This window comes from Streptomyces sp. NPDC005878 (assembly GCF_040629815.1).
Taxonomy (GTDB): Bacteria; Actinomycetota; Actinomycetes; order Streptomycetales; family Streptomycetaceae; genus Streptomyces.
Genome location: NZ_JBEXWK010000012.1, coordinates 148,455 through 164,284, shown reverse-complemented (window position 1 = coordinate 164,284; position 15,830 = coordinate 148,455). Strand labels below are relative to the sequence as shown.

Annotated in this window: 12 protein-coding genes; 8 read left to right on the top strand and 4 right to left on the bottom strand. The window is 73.7% G+C overall.

All coding sequences use genetic code 11. From position 1 onward, the window contains the following. Window positions 1–5: 5 nt before the first annotated feature. Entirely contained in the window at window positions 6–1,637 is a 1,632-nt protein-coding gene (locus ABZ404_RS19900) for a carboxyl transferase domain-containing protein (protein WP_358836359.1), read from the bottom strand. Between the two features lie 147 nt (window positions 1,638–1,784). On the opposite strand from ABZ404_RS19900, the gene ABZ404_RS19895 reads away from it, so the two are divergent. Further along, complete coding sequence (locus ABZ404_RS19895) at window positions 1,785–2,378, top strand: TetR/AcrR family transcriptional regulator (RefSeq protein WP_358836358.1); 594 nt, start codon at window positions 1,785–1,787, stop codon at window positions 2,376–2,378. 134 nt (window positions 2,379–2,512) lie between these two features. Continuing rightward, the gene (locus ABZ404_RS19890; protein ID WP_358836357.1) at window positions 2,513–3,292 is read left to right on the top strand and encodes a phosphatase; all 780 of its coding nucleotides are present in this window, start codon (window positions 2,513–2,515) and stop codon (window positions 3,290–3,292) included. Window positions 3,293–3,346: 54 nt separating this feature from the next. Here ABZ404_RS19890 and ABZ404_RS19885 read toward each other — a convergent pair whose 3' ends face one another. The 3 genes from ABZ404_RS19885 to ABZ404_RS19875 form a co-directional block, all read right to left on the bottom strand. Next, the gene (locus tag ABZ404_RS19885; RefSeq protein WP_358836356.1) at window positions 3,347–4,237 is read right to left on the bottom strand and encodes an acyl-CoA thioesterase II; all 891 of its coding nucleotides are present in this window, start codon (window positions 4,235–4,237) and stop codon (window positions 3,347–3,349) included. After that, window positions 4,234–5,391: an acyl-CoA dehydrogenase family protein gene (locus ABZ404_RS19880; protein WP_358836355.1), complete on the bottom strand. Its 1,158-nt coding sequence runs from the start codon at window positions 5,389–5,391 to the stop codon at window positions 4,234–4,236. The genes ABZ404_RS19885 and ABZ404_RS19880 overlap by 4 nt, the downstream gene beginning before the upstream one ends. Before the next feature lie 77 nt (window positions 5,392–5,468). Continuing rightward, window positions 5,469–6,902, bottom strand: a complete 1,434-nt coding sequence (locus ABZ404_RS19875; RefSeq protein ID WP_358990618.1) for a PucR family transcriptional regulator ligand-binding domain-containing protein — start codon at window positions 6,900–6,902, stop codon at window positions 5,469–5,471. A gap of 157 nt (window positions 6,903–7,059) precedes the next feature. On the opposite strand from ABZ404_RS19875, the gene speB reads away from it, so the two are divergent. The 6 genes from speB to ABZ404_RS19845 all read left to right on the top strand — a co-directional run bounded on the left by speB (window position 7,060) and on the right by ABZ404_RS19845 (window position 15,765). After that, entirely contained in the window at window positions 7,060–8,049 is a 990-nt protein-coding gene (gene speB / locus ABZ404_RS19870; protein WP_358837896.1) for an agmatinase, read from the top strand. Window positions 8,050–8,122: 73 nt separating this feature from the next. Continuing rightward, complete coding sequence (locus tag ABZ404_RS19865; RefSeq protein ID WP_358837714.1) at window positions 8,123–9,808, top strand: thiamine pyrophosphate-binding protein; 1,686 nt, start codon at window positions 8,123–8,125, stop codon at window positions 9,806–9,808. A gap of 175 nt (window positions 9,809–9,983) precedes the next feature. Beyond that, window positions 9,984–10,970, top strand: coding sequence for a serine hydrolase (locus ABZ404_RS19860; RefSeq protein ID WP_358990616.1), 987 nt, complete (start codon window positions 9,984–9,986; stop codon window positions 10,968–10,970). A 156-nt stretch (window positions 10,971–11,126) separates the two neighbouring features. Then, window positions 11,127–14,834 carry an ABC transporter ATP-binding protein gene (locus tag ABZ404_RS19855; protein ID WP_358836742.1) on the top strand — a complete coding sequence of 1,236 codons (3,708 nt, stop codon included), beginning with the start codon at window positions 11,127–11,129 and terminating at the stop codon, window positions 14,832–14,834. Between the two features lie 78 nt (window positions 14,835–14,912). Continuing rightward, entirely contained in the window at window positions 14,913–15,278 is a 366-nt protein-coding gene (locus ABZ404_RS19850; RefSeq protein ID WP_358836743.1) for a hypothetical protein, read from the top strand. Window positions 15,279–15,363: 85 nt separating this feature from the next. Then, window positions 15,364–15,765: a hypothetical protein gene (locus ABZ404_RS19845; RefSeq protein WP_358836744.1), complete on the top strand. Its 402-nt coding sequence runs from the start codon at window positions 15,364–15,366 to the stop codon at window positions 15,763–15,765. Window positions 15,766–15,830: the final 65 nt, after the last annotated feature.

The window sequence follows — 15,830 nt, the reverse complement described above, 5'->3', positions numbered from 1 at the left end:
CCGCCTCACATCCGGAAGACGCCGAAGCCGGGCGCCGAGTAGTCCCGCTGGGGGAGGGGGGCGTTGGCACAGGCCGTCAGGGCGAGCCCGAGGACCTGGCGGGTCTCCATCGGGTCGATCACCCCGTCGTCCCACAGCCGGGCCGACGCGTAGTAGGCGTTGCCCTGCTGTTCGTACTGCGCGCGGATGGGGTCCTTGAAGGACTCCTCGTCCTCGGCGGCCCAGGACTCGCCGCGCGCCTCCAGCTGGTCGCGCTTGACGGTGGCGAGCACCGAGGCGGCCTGCTCGCCGCCCATCACCGAGATCTTGGCGTTGGGCCACATCCACAGGAAGCGCGGCGAGTAGGCCCGGCCGCACATCGAGTAGTTCCCCGCCCCGTACGACCCGCCGACCACCACCGTCAGCTTGGGGACGCGGGTGCAGGCGACGGCGGTGACCATCTTGGCGCCGTGCTTGGCGATGCCTCCCGCCTCGTAGTCCCGGCCGACCATGAAGCCCGAGATGTTCTGGAGGAAGACCAGCGGGATGCCGCGCTGGTCGCACAGCTCGATGAAGTGGGCGCCCTTCTGGGCGGACTCGGAGAACAGGATGCCGTTGTTGGCGACGATGCCGACCGGGTGGCCGTGGATCCGGGCGAACCCGGTCACCAGCGTCTGCCCGAACTCGGACTTGAACTCCTGGAAGCGCGAGCCGTCGACCACGCGCGCGATGACCTCGCGGACGTCGTACGGCGTGCGCGAGTCGACCGGGACCGCCCCGTACAGCCCGAAGGGGTCGACCTTCGGCTCCTCCACCGGCTCCACGCTCCAGGGGAGCTCCCCGCGCGCGGGGAGGGTGGCCACGATGGTGCGCACGATGCGCAGCGCGTGCGCGTCGTCCTCGGCGAGGTGGTCGGTGACGCCGGAGGTGCGCGAGTGGACCTCGCCGCCGCCGAGCTCCTCGGCGGTGACGACCTCGCCGGTGGCGGCCTTCACCAGCGGCGGGCCGCCGAGGAAGATCGTGCCCTGGTTGCGGACGATCACGGCCTCGTCGCTCATCGCCGGGACGTAGGCCCCGCCGGCCGTGCAGGAGCCGAGGACCGCCGCGATCTGCGGGATCCCGGCGCCGGACATCCGGGCCTGGTTGTAGAAGATTCGCCCGAAGTGGTCCCGGTCGGGGAAGACCTCGTCCTGCATCGGCAGGAAGGCGCCGCCGGAGTCCACCAGGTACAGACACGGCAGCCGGTTCTCCAGGGCCACCTCCTGGGCGCGCAGGTGCTTCTTGACGGTCATCGGGTAGTACGTGCCGCCCTTGACCGTGGCGTCGTTGGCCACGATCACGCACTCGCGGCCGCTGACCCGCCCGATTCCGGCGATCACCCCGGCGGCGGGGGCCTGGTCCCCGTACATCCCGTCGGCCGCGAGCGGTGCCAGCTCCAGGAAGGGCGAGCCGGGGTCGAGCAGGGTGTCGACCCGGTCGCGCGGCAGCAGCTTGCCGCGCGCGACATGACGCTCGCGGGCCCGCTCGCCGCCGCCGAGACGAGCCGCGGCCAGTCTGGCGCGCAGCTCCTCGCCGAGGGCGCGGTGCGCCTCCTCGTTGGCCCGCCATGCCTCGGACGCGGGATCGGCCGCGCTCCCAAGGACCGGTGCCTGCTGCATCGTGTCGAGCCCCCTTGCCCGTACGAAGTCTCCGGCGGAGCCGTCACGCGGAGTCCTCCGGTGAGATCCCCGGCCGGATGTTAATGACCGTTAACTCATTTCCACCAGGTTAACGAGCGCTAACCGCGTTGTCTAGAATGAATTCCCATGAGCACCCGGACCGATGCCCCCACCCGCCGCGAGCAGATCCTGCGCGAGGCCGCGCGCCTCTTCGCCGAGCGCGGCTTCCACGGCGTGGGCGTCGACGAGATAGGCGCGGCCGTCGGTATCAGCGGCCCCGGCCTCTACCGGCACTTCGCCGGCAAGGACGCGATGCTGGCGGAGCTGCTGGTCGGGATCAGCGGCCGGCTCTACGACGGCGGGCGCAAGCGGGTGGCCGCCGCGGACGGGGGCCCCGAGGCGGTCCTCGGCTCGCTCATCGACGGCCACATCGACTTCGCCCTCGACGACCGGGCGCTCATCACCCTCCACGACCGGGAGCTGGACCGGCTGCGCGACAGCGACCGCAAGCTGGTGCGCCAGCTCCAGCGGCAGTACGTGGAGCTGTGGGTCGCGGTCGTCCGCGAGCTGTACCCGCACGGCTCCGAGGCCGAGGTCCGCGCCGCCGTCCACGCGGTCTTCGGCCTGCTCAACTCGACCCCGCACCTCGGCTCGTACGGGGCGGGGCTGCCGGGGCGCGCCGCCACCGAGGCGCTGCTGCGGCGCCTGGCGCACGGGGCGTTCGCGGCGCTCGCCAACTGAGCGCCCACGCGCGCGTGACGGGCGCGCGGCGGTCGCGCGACGGATGCGCGGCGGATGCTCGGGGGCGCCTGCGGCCGTACGTCCACTGCGCGGACGACGGCGCCCGGCTCCGCGCGCGGGGGCAGAATGGGCGCATGCCGATACCCAGCCGTGCCGCTCTCGTCGACCACCTCGTCCGCACCCGTATCGCCGGAGACGTCGCCACCCCCCGCGACAACAACCTCTCCCACTACCGCAAGCTCGCCAACGGCGACCGCCACTACTGGCTGGGCCTGGAACTGGGCGAGCGCTGGAGCGACGAGCAGGACGTGCTCGCCGTGATGGCCGAGCGCTGCGGCGTCGTCGACGACCCCGGGCACCGCACCGGCCAGGACACCATCGACCCGGAGCTGACGGTCGACGCGCTGGAGCGGATGGCGGCCCGGCTGCGGAAGGCCGTGGCCGGCAAGCAGCGGGTGCTCTTCGCCACCGGCCACCCCGGCGCGCTGATCGACGTGCACAGCAGGACCGCGTCGGCGCTGCGCGCCGCGGGATGCGAGATCGTGCGGATCCCGGACGGGGTGACGGCCGACGAGGGCTGTGTGGTGCAGTTCGCGGACGTCGCGCTGTACGAGCGGGGCGCGTCCCTGTGGCACACGCACTCGCCCGCGCCCATGGCGGCCATCCTGGACGCGCTGGAGCGCGCGGGGCGGGCGCTGCCGGACCTGGTCGTCGCGGACCACGGCTGGGCCGGGTGCGCCGCCCAGCGCGGGATCGACGCGGTGGGGTACGCCGACTGCAACGACCCCGCGCTGTTCCTGGCGGAGGCGGAGGGGACGCTCCAGGTCGCCGTGCCGCTGGACGACCACGTGGTCGACCCCCGGTTCTACGAGCCGATGACCGAGTACCTGCTGGGCGCGGCCGAGCTGGTCTGAGGCGGCGCCGCGGGGCCGGGGCCGCGGGGCCGGAGCCGTCGCGGGCTCCCGGGCCTACCGCGGGACCCTGACCACGCCCTCCTGGACCACCGTCACCGCCAGGCGGCCGTCCTGGGTGTAGATGCGGGCCTGGCCCAGGCCCCGGCCCGCCGAGGCCGACGGGGACTCCTGGTCGTACAGGAGCCACTCGTCGGCCCGGAACGGGCGGTGGAACCACATCGCGTGGTCCAGGGACGCGCCCACCACGTCCCCGACCGCCCAGCCGCCCCGGCCGTGCGCGAGCAGCACCGAGTCGAGCAGCGTCATGTCGGAGACGTAGGTGGCGAGCGCGATGTGCAGCAGGGGGTCGTCCGCGAGCTTGCCGTTCGTACGGAACCAGACCTGCGAGCGCGGCTCGCGCGGGGTGCCGGCGCTGGCCCACGGCGGCGCGTCCGCGTAGCGCAGGTCGACGGCCGCGCGCGCCTCGATCAGGCGCTCGGCGACGTCCGCGGGCAGATGGCGCGGCAGCGTCTCGGCCGCGGTCGGCAGCGACTCCGGGTCCGGCGCGGGCGGCATGTCCGCCTGGTGCTCAAGCCCCTCCTCGTACGTCTGGAAGGACGCCGAGAGGTGGAAGATCGGCTGACCGTGCTGGACCGCGACGACCCTGCGGGTGGTGAAGGAGCGGCCGTCGCGGATGCGGTCGACCAGATAGACGATCGGCGCGCCCGGGTCCCCGGCGCGCAGGAAGTACGCGTGCAGGGAGTGCGGCGTCGGGGTCTCCCCCGCTCGCGCGGAGCCGGGAGGGGAGGCGGGGACGGTGCGGCCCGCGGCGACCAGCGCCTGGGCCGCGACCTGTCCGCCGAAGACGCGCGGGACGAGCGCCGAGCGGGAGCGGCCCCGGAAGTAGTCCTGCTCGATCTGCTCCAGGTCGAGCAGATCGAGCAGGGCATCCAGAGCCTCGGTCACAGACCCATGTCCTTGGCGATGATCGACTTCATGATCTCGCTGGTGCCGCCGTAGATGCGGTTGACGCGGTTGTCGGCGTACAGACGGGCGATCGGGTACTCGTTCATGAAGCCGTAGCCGCCGTGCAGCTGGAGGCAGCGGTCGATGACGCGGTGGGCGACCTCGGTGCAGAACAGCTTGGCGGAGGCGGCCTCGGCCGGGGTCAGCTCGCCCGCGTCGAGGGCTTCCAGGGCGCGGTCGGCGACCGCCTCGGCTGCGTCCACCTCGGCCTGGCAGGCGGCCAGTTCGAACTTGGTGTTCTGGAAGTGCGCGACGGGCTTGCCGAAGACGGTGCGCTCCTGGACGTACTGCTTGGCGAACCGGACGGCGGCCTTGGCCTGCGCGTAGGCGCCGAAGGCGATGCCCCAGCGCTCGGAGGCGAGGTTGTGGCCGAGGTAGTAGAAGCCCTTGTTCTCCTCGCCGAGGAGGTCCTCGACGGGGACCTTCACGTCGACGAACGCCAGCTCCGCGGTGTCGGAGGTGCGCAGGCCGAGCTTGTCGAGCTTGCGGCCGACGGAGTAGCCCTCGGACTTGGTGTCGACGGCGAACAGCGAGATGCCGTGGCGGCGGTCCTCGGCGGTGGGCGCGGCGGTGCGGGCGCAGACGATCACGCGGTCGGCGTGGACGCCGCCGGTGATGAAGGTCTTGGCGCCGTTGAGGACGTAGTGCGAGCCGTCCTCGGAGAGCTTCGCGGTGGTCTTCATGCCCGCGAGGTCGGAGCCGGTGCCCGGCTCGGTCATCGCCAGCGCCCACATCTCCTCACCCGAGACGAACTTGGGCAGGAAGCGCTTCTTCTGCTCGTCGCTGGCGAGCATCTTGATGTACGGCAGGCCCAGCAGCACGTGCACACCGGAGCCGCCGAACTGGACGCCCGCGCGGGCCGTCTCCTCGTACATGACGGCCTCGAACTTGTACGAGTCGATGCCGGCGCCGCCGAACTCCTCGTCGACGCGGATGCCGAAGACGCCGAGCTCGGCGAGCTTGTAGTAGAAGTCGCGCGGCGCCTGGCCGGCGGCGAACCACTCGTCGTAGACCGGGACGACCTCGGCCTCGATGAAGGCCCGGATGGTGTCCCGGAACGCCTCGTGGTCCTCGTTGAATACGGTGCGGCGCACGGACGCTCTCCTTCTGACGGTGGCGGCGGCTTGGCTAAGCGCTTGCTCAGAGCTGGAAAGACGAAGTTACCCGGCGGTCACTCGCACTGTCCAGAGTGAGGCTCAGCACGTCCCGGCGCACTCCGGAGCGCGAGCCACAGCTCCGTACGGACGTCCATGTCGTCCAGGTCCGCGTCCAGCAGCGCCGCGCACCGGGCCACGCGCTGGCGCACGGTGTTGCGGTGCACGCCCAGGGCCGCGGCCGTCCGGTCCCAGCTGCCGTGGAGCGAGAGCCAGGTGTGCAGGGTCGTCACCAGCGGCTCGGTGAGCGGGGCGAGCAGTGCGCGGGCGTGGGCGGCGGCCTCCTCCGGGTCCATCAGCGAGGCGTAGCCGCCGGTGCGGTGGCGCGCCAGCGCCGACCGGGCGGCCTCGGCCCGGCGCAGGGCCCGCGCCGCCTGGGCGTCGGCCGCGGCCAGCTCCCCGGGGGCGGCGGGCGCGCTCACCCCCAGCGTCCAGCCGGGGCGCGCGGCGACCTCCCGCCCTCCGGGGACGAGCACGCGCGCGTAGCCGTCGCCCGCCTCCACCAGCGGGCTGCCGAGGTCGGGCGGATCGCCCTCCCCGCGCGCGTGGACGACGGTCCAGGGCGCCTCGCCGAGCAGCGGCGCGACCTCGGCCGGGGCCTCGCCGAGCAGCAGCCGCACCAGCGCGGCCGACCGCGCCGACTCGCCCGCGCCCTGCCGGTCCGCGGTGAGCAGGGAGAGCAGCACGGAGGCGACCCCGGCGACGGTGTGGTCGCCCGCCTCGCGCTTGTCGGCCGCGGTGGCGAGCACCAGCCGCCGCGGTCCGGTCAGGGCGTACGCGGCGAGGTGCGGGCCCGCGCCGGTGTCGGTGGCGGACGCGGGGGAGCCGGGGGTGCCCGGGGCCACCACCGCCGCCAGCCGGCGCAGCGCCGCCGCCGCGCCCGGGGACGGCTCCGGGCCGGCCGCGCGCAGGACGTCGCCCCCGGGGCCGAGGAGCCCCGCCCAGCCGCCGAGCCGGACCGCGAGCTGGTGCAGGACCGCCGGGACCGGGTCCGGGCGGGCCGCCGCCGCGGCGAGCCCCTGCTGGGCCCGGGCGACCCGGCGCAGCTCGTGGTGGCGGGCCCGGGTCATCAGGCCCCACACCGCGCGGGCCACCGCGGTGAACGTGGTGGCCGGCGGCACTTCGAGCAGCGGCAGCCTGTGCCGTTCGCAGGCGTCCACCAGCGCCGCGGGGACCGTGTCGTACACCGGGGTGACGCCGAAGCCGAGCGCCGCCGCGCCCGCCTCGGCGACCCGGGCCGCGTACCGCTGCGGGTCGGTGAGCTGTACGCCCGCGGTCAGCAGCAGCTCCCCGCCCAGCAGGTACGGATACGGGTCGGCCATCTCCGAGGTGTGCACCCAGTGCACATCGGCCTCCGGCGGCCCCGCGATCCGCCGCAGGCCCAGGTCGGCGCGGGTCAGCAGGGCCGAGAGCGGGACGGGAGTGGTGGGAGGGACGGAGGTGTCCGCCATGGTGGATGATCCCTCCATCATCGGCGTCGGGAGTGGAGGAAACGTACACTTCAGTGTCGGTGTCCGGCGACCTATCGTCGTGGTGAACCGCATGAACCGTGTGAAGTGCGCGAACAGCGCAGAACGCACGAATCGCCGAAACGAAGGGCCCCTTCCCATGAGCAGCAACGAAACGCCGCGCGGTCCGATCGACTCGTCCCGCGTCCCGCGGTACGCCGGTCCCGCGACCTTCGCCCGGCTGCCCCGTCTCGACGAGGTCGGCACCGCCGACGTCGCCGTGGTCGGCGTGCCCTTCGACAGCGGTGTCTCCTACCGGCCCGGCGCCCGCTTCGGCGGCAACGCCATCCGCGAGGCCTCCCGTCTGCTGCGCCCGTACAACCCGGCCCAGGACGCCTCGCCCTTCGCGCTCGCCCAGGTCGCGGACGGCGGCGACATCGCGGTGAACCCGTTCAACATCAACGAGGCCGTGGACACCATCGAGGCCGCCGCCGACGACCTGCTCGGCACCGGCGCCCGCCTGATGACGCTCGGCGGCGACCACACGATCGCGCTGCCCCTGCTGAGGAGCGTCGCCAAGAAGCACGGCCCGGTCGCGCTGCTCCACTTCGACGCGCACCTGGACACCTGGGACACCTACTTCGGCGCCGAGTACACCCACGGCACCCCGTTCCGCCGCGCGGTCGAGGAGGGCATCCTCGACACCGAGGCGCTCTCCCACGTCGGCACCCGCGGCCCGCTCTACGGCAAGCAGGACCTCACCGACGACGAGAAGATGGGCTTCGGCATCGTCACCTCGGCCGACGTCTACCGCCGAGGCGCCGACGAGGTCGCCGACCAGCTGCGCCAGCGCATCGGCGACCGCCCGCTCTACATCTCCATCGACATCGACTGCCTCGACCCGGCGCACGCCCCCGGCACCGGCACCCCGGAGGCGGGCGGCATGACCTCCCGCGAGCTCCTGGAGATCCTGCGCGGCCTGGCCTCCTGCAACCTGGTCTCGGCCGACGTCGTCGAGGTCGCCCCGGCGTACGACCACGCCGAGATCACCTCGGTCGCGGCCTCGCACACCGCGTACGAGCTCACGACGATCATGTCCCGGCAGATCGCGGCGGGCCGCGCAGGGGGCGCGGGACAGACCGGCAAGTGACGTATCCGCGTCGCCGGGCGGCCGCCGTGCCGGCCGCCCGGCGACGGGCCCCGCTCCCGGAAGAGGACGCGCAGTGACCCACGACCACCACGACCCGGTGCTCCGGCCCACCCCGCGGCAGCGGGAGGCGGCGCTGAACGCGCCGCCCGGCCGCACCGGCGGCGACCTCGTCGTCGAGACCCTCCGGGGGCTCGGCGCCACCGCCGTCTTCGGCCTCCCCGGTCAGCACGCGCTCGCTCTCTTCGACGCCGTGGGCCGCTCCGACCTGCGCCTGATCGGGCTGCGGACGGAGAGCAACGCGGGCTTCGCCGCCGACGCCTACGGGCGGATCACCGGCGAGGCGGCTCCGCTGCTGCTCTCCACCGGTCCCGGCGCCCTCGCCTCGCTGCCCGCCCTACAAGAGGCCGCCGCCGCCAGCGCCCCCGTGGTCGCCATCTCCAGTCAGGTCCCCACCGCGGGCCTGGGCGGGGGCCGCCGCGGCCATCTGCACGAGCTGCGCGACCAGAAGGCGTCCTTCCGGGACGTGGTGAAGTCCGTGCACCCCGTCCGCAGCCCGTCCCAGATCCCCTCGGCCCTCGCCGCCGCCTGGGAGTCGGCGCTGACCGCCCCGCACGGGCCGGTCTGGGTGGAGATCCCCGAGGACGTCCTCCTCGCCGAGACCGTGCTCCCCGAGGTCACGGGCATCGACGCGACCCCGCGCGAGCTCGCGCCGCGCCCGGAGCTGACCGCCCTCGCGGCCCACTGGCTGGAGACCGCCGTCCGGCCCGTGATCATCGCGGGCGGCGGAGTCGTCCGGTCGGACGCGGCCGGTAAGCTCCGCCGGCTCGCCGAGCGTCTGAACGCCCCCGTCGTCACCACCTTCGGCGGCAAGGGCGCCTTCCCCTGGAACCACCCGCTGTCGCTCCAGTCCTGGCTGGAGGACCGGCACATGACCGACTTCCTGGAGGACGCCGACGTCCTCCTCGTCGTCGGCTCGGGCCTGGGCGAGCTGTCCTCGAACTACCACACGTTCCTCCCCGGCGGCCGGGTCGTCCAGATCGAGGCCGACCTCGGGAAGCTGGAGTCCAACCACCCCGCCCTCGGTATCCACGCCGACGCCCGGCTCGCCCTCCAGGCCCTGCTGGAGACCGTCGGCGAGCGCCCCGACCCGTACGCCCCGGCCCGGGTACGGCTCGTCCTCGACGAGATCGGGGCCCGCCTGGCCGGGCAGGACCTGGAGCTGGAGCAGTCCCTGCTCGCCTCGATCCGCTCCGCGCTGCCGCCCCGCTCCCCGTCGTTCTGGGACATGACGGTCCTCGGCTACTGGGCCTGGTCCGCCTTCGACGCCGGGCACCCGGGCCTCATGCACTCCGCCCAGGGCGCGGGCGGCCTCGGCTACGCCTTCCCCGCCGCCCTCGGCGCGGCCGTCGCCGAGCCGGGCACCCCCGTCCTCGCGGTCTCCGGCGACGGCGGCGCCATGTACTCGCTCGCCGAACTGGCCACCGCCCGTCAGCACGGCCTGGACGTCACCTGGCTCGTCGTCGACGACGGCGGCTACGGCATCCTGCGCGCCTATATGAACGACGCCTTCGGCGCCGCCACCGGTACCGAGCTGACCGGCCCCGACTTCGTGGCCCTGGCCGAGTCCTTCGGCGTACCGGCCGTCCGCACCACGCCGCAGGGCCTGGCCGGGGACCTCGGCAAGGCCCTGGCCGCGCCCGGTCCCTCGGTCGTGGTGCTCCCCGCCGCTCCGCGCATGTTCGCCCCGACCCACCGCTGACGACTCCTTCCGCCGCGCACCTGTCCGGTATGGGGCGATAGACGGCCGCCGGTGACAGAGCTGTGACAGAGTTCGGCGCCGTCGCCGGGCAACTATCCCGTCCTCGACGAGTCATCTCAGGTGGGCGCACCACGGGGGTGCGCCCACCTGACGATCTCCAGGGGACGGAATCGCTTTGCCCAGACACCTCCTCACCTCCCGCATATCCCGCCGGGCGCGCCGCGGCGCGCTCTCGGTGGCCGTCGCCGCGGGCGTGCTCGCGCCGGTGGCCCTCACCGCGACGCCGGCCGCCGCCGCGCCGACGGTGAGCTGCACCTCCGCCAAGGCCGGTCTCGCGGCCAAGCTGTCCAAGGACATCACCTCCGCGCTCAGCGGCCGCGCGTCGCTGACGGCCGTGGCGCTGTACGACCGCTCGACCGGCACCAAGTGCGAGCTGCGCGCGACCGACACCTTCGACTCCGCGAGCGTGGTCAAGGCCACCGTGCTGGCGACGCTGCTGTGGGACGCCGGCAACCACCACCGCTCGCTCACCTCGAACGAGCGCGCCCTGGCCACGAAGATGATCACCGAGTCGGACAACGACTCCACGACCGCGCTGTGGAAGCAGCTCGGCACCTCCAAGGTGTCGGCGTTCCTCAAGGCCGCCGGGATGACCCAGACGACCCCGGGCTCCGACGGCTACTGGGGCCTGACCCGGATCAGCGCCCGCGACCAGGCCAAGCTGCTCGCGCTGCTGACCTCCCGCAACTCGGTGCTCAGCGACGACGCCCGGGAGTACGAGCTGGGCCTGATGAACCGCGTCCGCTCGGACCAGCGCTGGGGCACCCCCGCGGGTGTCCAGGGCGGGACGACCGTGCACGTGAAGAACGGCTGGCTGCCGCGCGCCACGCACGGCTGGCGGGTGCACAGCATCGGTGCCTTCACCGACGGTGGCCACGACTACGGCCTGGCCGTCCTCACCGAGGACAACAGTTCGATGAGCCAGGGCATCAGCACCATCGAGGCCGTCGCGCGCGCCGTCCACGCGGACCTCGGCCGCCCGGCCGAGGGCGGCAGGCCCTGGCACCCGCCGAAGCGGCCCTCGGTGGCGAGCGAGGCCATCCCGCCGGTGCCGGAGGCCCCCGCGGGCCGCGACCTCGTCTCGGTCGTCCCGAGCCGCTGACGCGCCCGTACGCCGCACCACAAAACCCGCCGCGGGTCCTAGGACCCGCGGCGGGTTTTGTGTCGCCGACCGTTGCGGCGGGATGAAATCCGCCGGTGACGGCGTTGGTGCGTTGCGGTGGACCGGACGGTCGGGCGTACTTACGGGAGGCAACCAGTGGCGGCGGCAGAGCAGGGGTGGGCACGACGGCTCACCGGGTACGCCTGGCGGTACCGGCGGGACGTCGTGCTGGCGCTCGGGTCGTCGCTCGGCGGCATGGCGGTGATGGCCCTGGTCCCGCTGGTCACCAAGGTGATCATCGACGACGTGATCGGGGCGCACACCCGGTCCCTGGCCGTGTGGACCGGCCTGCTGATAGCCGCGGCCGTGGTCGTGTACGTCCTGACGTACATCCGCCGCTACTACGGCGGCCGCCTCGCCCTCGACGTCCAGCACGACCTGCGGACCGAGATGTACGCGACGATCACCCGGCTCGACGGGCGGCGCCAGGACGAGCTCTCCACCGGCCAGGTCGTCGGCCGCGCCACCAGCGACCTCCAGCTCATCCAGGGCCTGCTCTTCATGCTGCCGATGACCATCGGCAACATCCTGCTCTTCGTGATCTCCCTGGCGGTCATGGCCTGGCTCTCACCGGTGCTCACGCTGGTGGCGCTGGCCGTGGCGCCCGCGCTGTGGTTCATCGCCAAGCACAGCCGCGACCGGCTCTTCCCGGCCACCTGGTACGCCCAGGGCCAGGCGGCGGCCGTCGCGGGCGTCGTGGACGGTGCCGTCTCCGGCGTCCGGGTGGTCAAGGGGTTCGGCCAGGAGGAGCAGGAGACCGGCAAGCTCCGCGAGGTCGGCCGCAGGCTCTTCGCGGGCCGGCTGCGCACGATCAAGCTGAACTCCCGCTACACCCCCGCCCTCCAGGCCGTCCCCGCGCTCGGCCAGGTCGCCATGCTGGCCCTCGGCGGCTGGCTGGCCACCCGGGGCGAGATCACCCTCGGCACCTTCGTCGCGTTCTCCACGTATCTGGCCCAGCTCGTCGGCCCGGTGCGGATGCTGGCCATGGTCCTCACCGTCGGCCAGCAGGCCCGGGCGGGCGTCGAGCGGGTCCTGGAGCTGATCGACACCGAGCCGTCGATCGCGGACGGCACCAAGGAGCTGCCCGCCGACGCGCCCGCCACGGTCGAGTTCGACGACGTGAGCTTCGCGTACGAGGACGGGCGCCCGGTCCTGGACGGCTTCTCCCTGGAGATCATGCCCGGGGAGACCGTCGCCGTGGTCGGCGCCTCCGGCTCGGGCAAGTCCACCGTCTCGCTGCTGCTGCCGCGCTTCTACGACGTGACCCACGGCGCGGTCCTGGTCGGCGGCCACGACGTGCGCGAGCTGACCCTGGCCTCGCTGCGCGCCGCCATCGGCCTGGTGCCGGAGGACAGCTTCCTCTTCTCCGACACCGTGCGCGCCAACATCGCGTACGGCAGGCCCGACGCCACCCAGGAGGAGATCGAGGCCGCCGCGCGCGCGGCCCAGGCGGACCGGTTCATCGCCGACCTGCCCGAGGGCTACGACACCACGGTCGGTGAGCACGGTCTGACGCTCTCCGGCGGCCAGCGCCAGCGCGTGGCGCTCGCCCGCGCGATCCTCACCGACCCGCGCCTGCTGGTCCTGGACGACGCCACCTCGGCCGTGGACGCGCGCGTGGAGCACGAGATCCACGAGGCCCTGAAGTCGGTGATGGCCGGGCGCACCACGCTGCTCATCGCCCACCGCCGCTCCACCCTCAACCTCGCCGACCGCATCGCCGTCCTCGACGAGGGCCGCCTGGCGGCGCTGGGCACCCATGAGGAGCTCCAGCGCGACTCGGCGCTCTACCGCCGTCTGCTGACCGACCCGGACGAGCTGGGCGCGGTCTCGCCCGGCCACGTCGTCGCGGCCGGGGCGGTGGAGGACCACACCGTACGGCAGGAGCTGGACGCCGAGTTCGACGCCGAGCGGGGCATCACGCCCCCGCTGTGGATCCGCGAGGACAAGCCGGTCGCGGCCGCGCCCGGCGGGATGCCCGCCACCCCCGAGCTGCTGGCCCAGGTCCAGGCGCTGCCCCCGGCCACCGACACCCCCGGCATCGACGAGGCCAGGGCCGTGCGGCCCGAGACGTCCTACGGGCTGCGCCGGCTGCTCAAGGGCTTCGGCCGGCCGCTCTGCGTCAGCCTGGCGCTGGTCGCCGTGGACGCGGGCATGTCGCTGCTGCTGCCGGTGCTGATCCGGCACGGCATCGACCAGGGCGTCACCAAGCTGGCGCTCGGCGCGGTGTGGGCGGCGGCGGGTCTGGCCCTGCTGACCGTGGTGATCCAGTGGGCCGCGCAGTTCGGCGAGACCCGGATGACCGGACGCACCGGCGAGCGCGTCCTCTACAGCCTCCGGCTGAAGATCTTCGCCCAGCTCCAGCGGCTGGGCCTGGACTACTACGAGCGCGAGCTGACCGGCCGGATCATGACCCGGATGACCACGGACGTGGACGCGCTGGCCACCTTCCTCCAGACCGGCCTGGTCACCGCCTTCGTCGCCGTCGTCACCTTCTTCGGCATCATGCTGGCGCTGCTGGTCATCGACCTCCAGCTGGCGCTCGTCGTGTTCGCCACGCTGCCCCCGCTGGTCCTGGGCACCTACTTCTTCCGCAAGCAGAGCGTGAAGGCGTACGAACTGGCCCGCGAGCGGGTCGCCGGGGTCAACGCCGACCTCCAGGAGTCGGTGAGCGGACTGCGGATCGTGCAGGCCTTCGGCCGCGAGCGCGACGGCGCCGCCCGCTTCACCGCCCGCAGCGCCGACTACCGCACGGCCCGTATCCGCGGCCAGTGGCTCATCTCGGTGTACTTCCCCTTCGTCCAGCTGCTGTCGTCGGTCGCCGCCGCCGCGGTGCTGATCGTGGGCGCCCACCGGGTCGACGCGGGCACCCTGACCACGGGCGCGCTCGTCGCCTACCTCCTCTACATCGACCTGTTCTTCGCCCCCGTCCAGCAGCTCTCGCAGGTCTTCGACGGCTACCAGCAGGCGGCCGTCTCCCTCAAGCGCATCCAGGAGCTGCTGCGCGAGCCGACCTCCACCACCGCGGCCGGCGAGCCGAGGGAAGTCCCCTCCCTGCGCGGCGACATCGCCTTCGAGGACGTCGACTTCCGGTACGGGGACGAGGAGGAGGCCCTGTCGGGCGTGAACCTGCGCATCCCGGCAGGGCAGACCGTCGCCTTCGTCGGCGAGACCGGCGCTGGCAAGTCCACGCTGGTCAAACTGGTCGCGCGGTTCTACGACCCCACCGGCGGCCGGGTCACCGCCGACGGCACCGACCTGCGCGACCTCGACCTCACCGCCTACCGCCACCGCCTCGGCGTCGTCCCGCAGGAGGCGTACCTGTTCGCCGGGACCGTCCGGGACGCCATCGCCTACGGGCGGCCCGACGCCACGGACGCCCAGGTGGAGGCCGCCGCCCGCGCGGTCGGCGCCCACGACATGATCGCCACGCTGGACGGCGGCTACCTCCACGAGGTGGCCGAGCGCGGCCGCAACCTCTCGGCCGGACAGCGCCAGCTGATCGCGCTGGCCCGCGCCGAACTCGTCGACCCGGACGTCCTGCTCCTCGACGAGGCCACCGCCGCCCTGGACCTGGCCACCGAGGCCCAGGTCAACCAGGCCACCGACCGGCTCACCGGCCGCCGCACCACGCTGGTGGTCGCCCACCGCCTCACCACGGCCGCCCGCGCGGACCGGGTCGTGGTGATGGACCACGGCCGGGTCGTCGAGGACGGCACCCACGACGAACTCCTCGCCCGGGACGGGCGCTACGCGAGCCTGTGGCGCACCTTCATCGGCGAGGACGAGCCCGCGGCGGTATGAGCGTCTGAGTACGCGCACACAGACGAATGAGTACCGGGGACGGTCCGCGCGGCGGGCCGTCCCCGGTTGGATCGGGGCATGACCACGAAGACCGCGTTCACGCCCGCCCCCGTCCCGAGGAACTCCCGGACCCGGATGCGTACGGCCGCCGTGCTCTCGGCGTTCGGGATGATCCCGGCCGTCGTCCTGGTCGGACTGGCCGTGGCCGGCTCCGAGCGCTTCTCCCGGTGTCTGACCTACGGCGACTACTACACGGACTGCGCCTCCCACGGGGCGAGCGCCACGCAGATGAGCTGGGCCCTGTGGGCGGCCGGTCTCGCCTTCGTCTTCGTCCTGGCCGTGCCCGACCGCGCCCGGCGCGCCAAGGAGATGCGGGCGGCGGGCCTGTGGATCCAGATCCTCGCCGAGGTCGCCTTCGTGGCGATGATCGGCAGCAACGCCTGACCGGCCGCCCCGGCCCGCGGCGCAACCGCGGGTAGCCTCCGCGCGTCCGTACTCACATACGCTCATGTGACGGAAGGGGGCAAGCGTGTTCGGTGGGGGTAGGCGGGGGCTGCGGGACCGGGCGGGACCGGGGCTGGCGGTGCTCCTCGCGACGGCCGGCCTCGCCGTGCTCGGACCGGGCGCGGGCAGCGCCGAAGCGGCGTCCTCGTGCGGCGGACGGCAGGTCAGGACGGTCACGTTCGCCACCGGCGAGCTGCGGGTCTACAAGACGCACGGCTACGCGTGCGCGGTTGCCGTGGCCAAGTCGCCCGGCGCCCGACGGCAGATGTCGGTGACGATCCAGGCGCGCGGCGGCGGCCCGGTCTCCGACGGCGGCCGGTTCACCCGGCAGGCGGGCCCGGTCACGGTGCACGCCATCAACCGCTGTGTACGGGCCTCGGGCTCGGTGGCGGGCAGGGGCGGCTCCACGGGCTGGATCCTGTGCTGAGACGGCCCTGAGGACGGGATGACAACGCTGCCATGGGGCAGGGTGGCACAACTGGGTCTGGTCGC

Coding starts and splice junctions, on each gene's coding strand:
- ABZ404_RS19850 (WP_358836743.1), top strand. CDS start 14,913: ATGACCACGAAGACCGCGTTCACGCCCGCCCCCGTCCCGAGGAACTCC.
- speB (WP_358837896.1), top strand. CDS start 7,060: ATGAGCAGCAACGAAACGCCGCGCGGTCCGATCGACTCGTCCCGCGTC.
- ABZ404_RS19890 (WP_358836357.1), top strand. CDS start 2,513: ATGCCGATACCCAGCCGTGCCGCTCTCGTCGACCACCTCGTCCGCACC.
- ABZ404_RS19875 (WP_358990618.1), bottom strand. CDS start 6,902: ATGGCGGACACCTCCGTCCCTCCCACCACTCCCGTCCCGCTCTCGGCC.
- ABZ404_RS19900 (WP_358836359.1), bottom strand. CDS start 1,637: ATGCAGCAGGCACCGGTCCTTGGGAGCGCGGCCGATCCCGCGTCCGAG.
- ABZ404_RS19895 (WP_358836358.1), top strand. CDS start 1,785: ATGAGCACCCGGACCGATGCCCCCACCCGCCGCGAGCAGATCCTGCGC.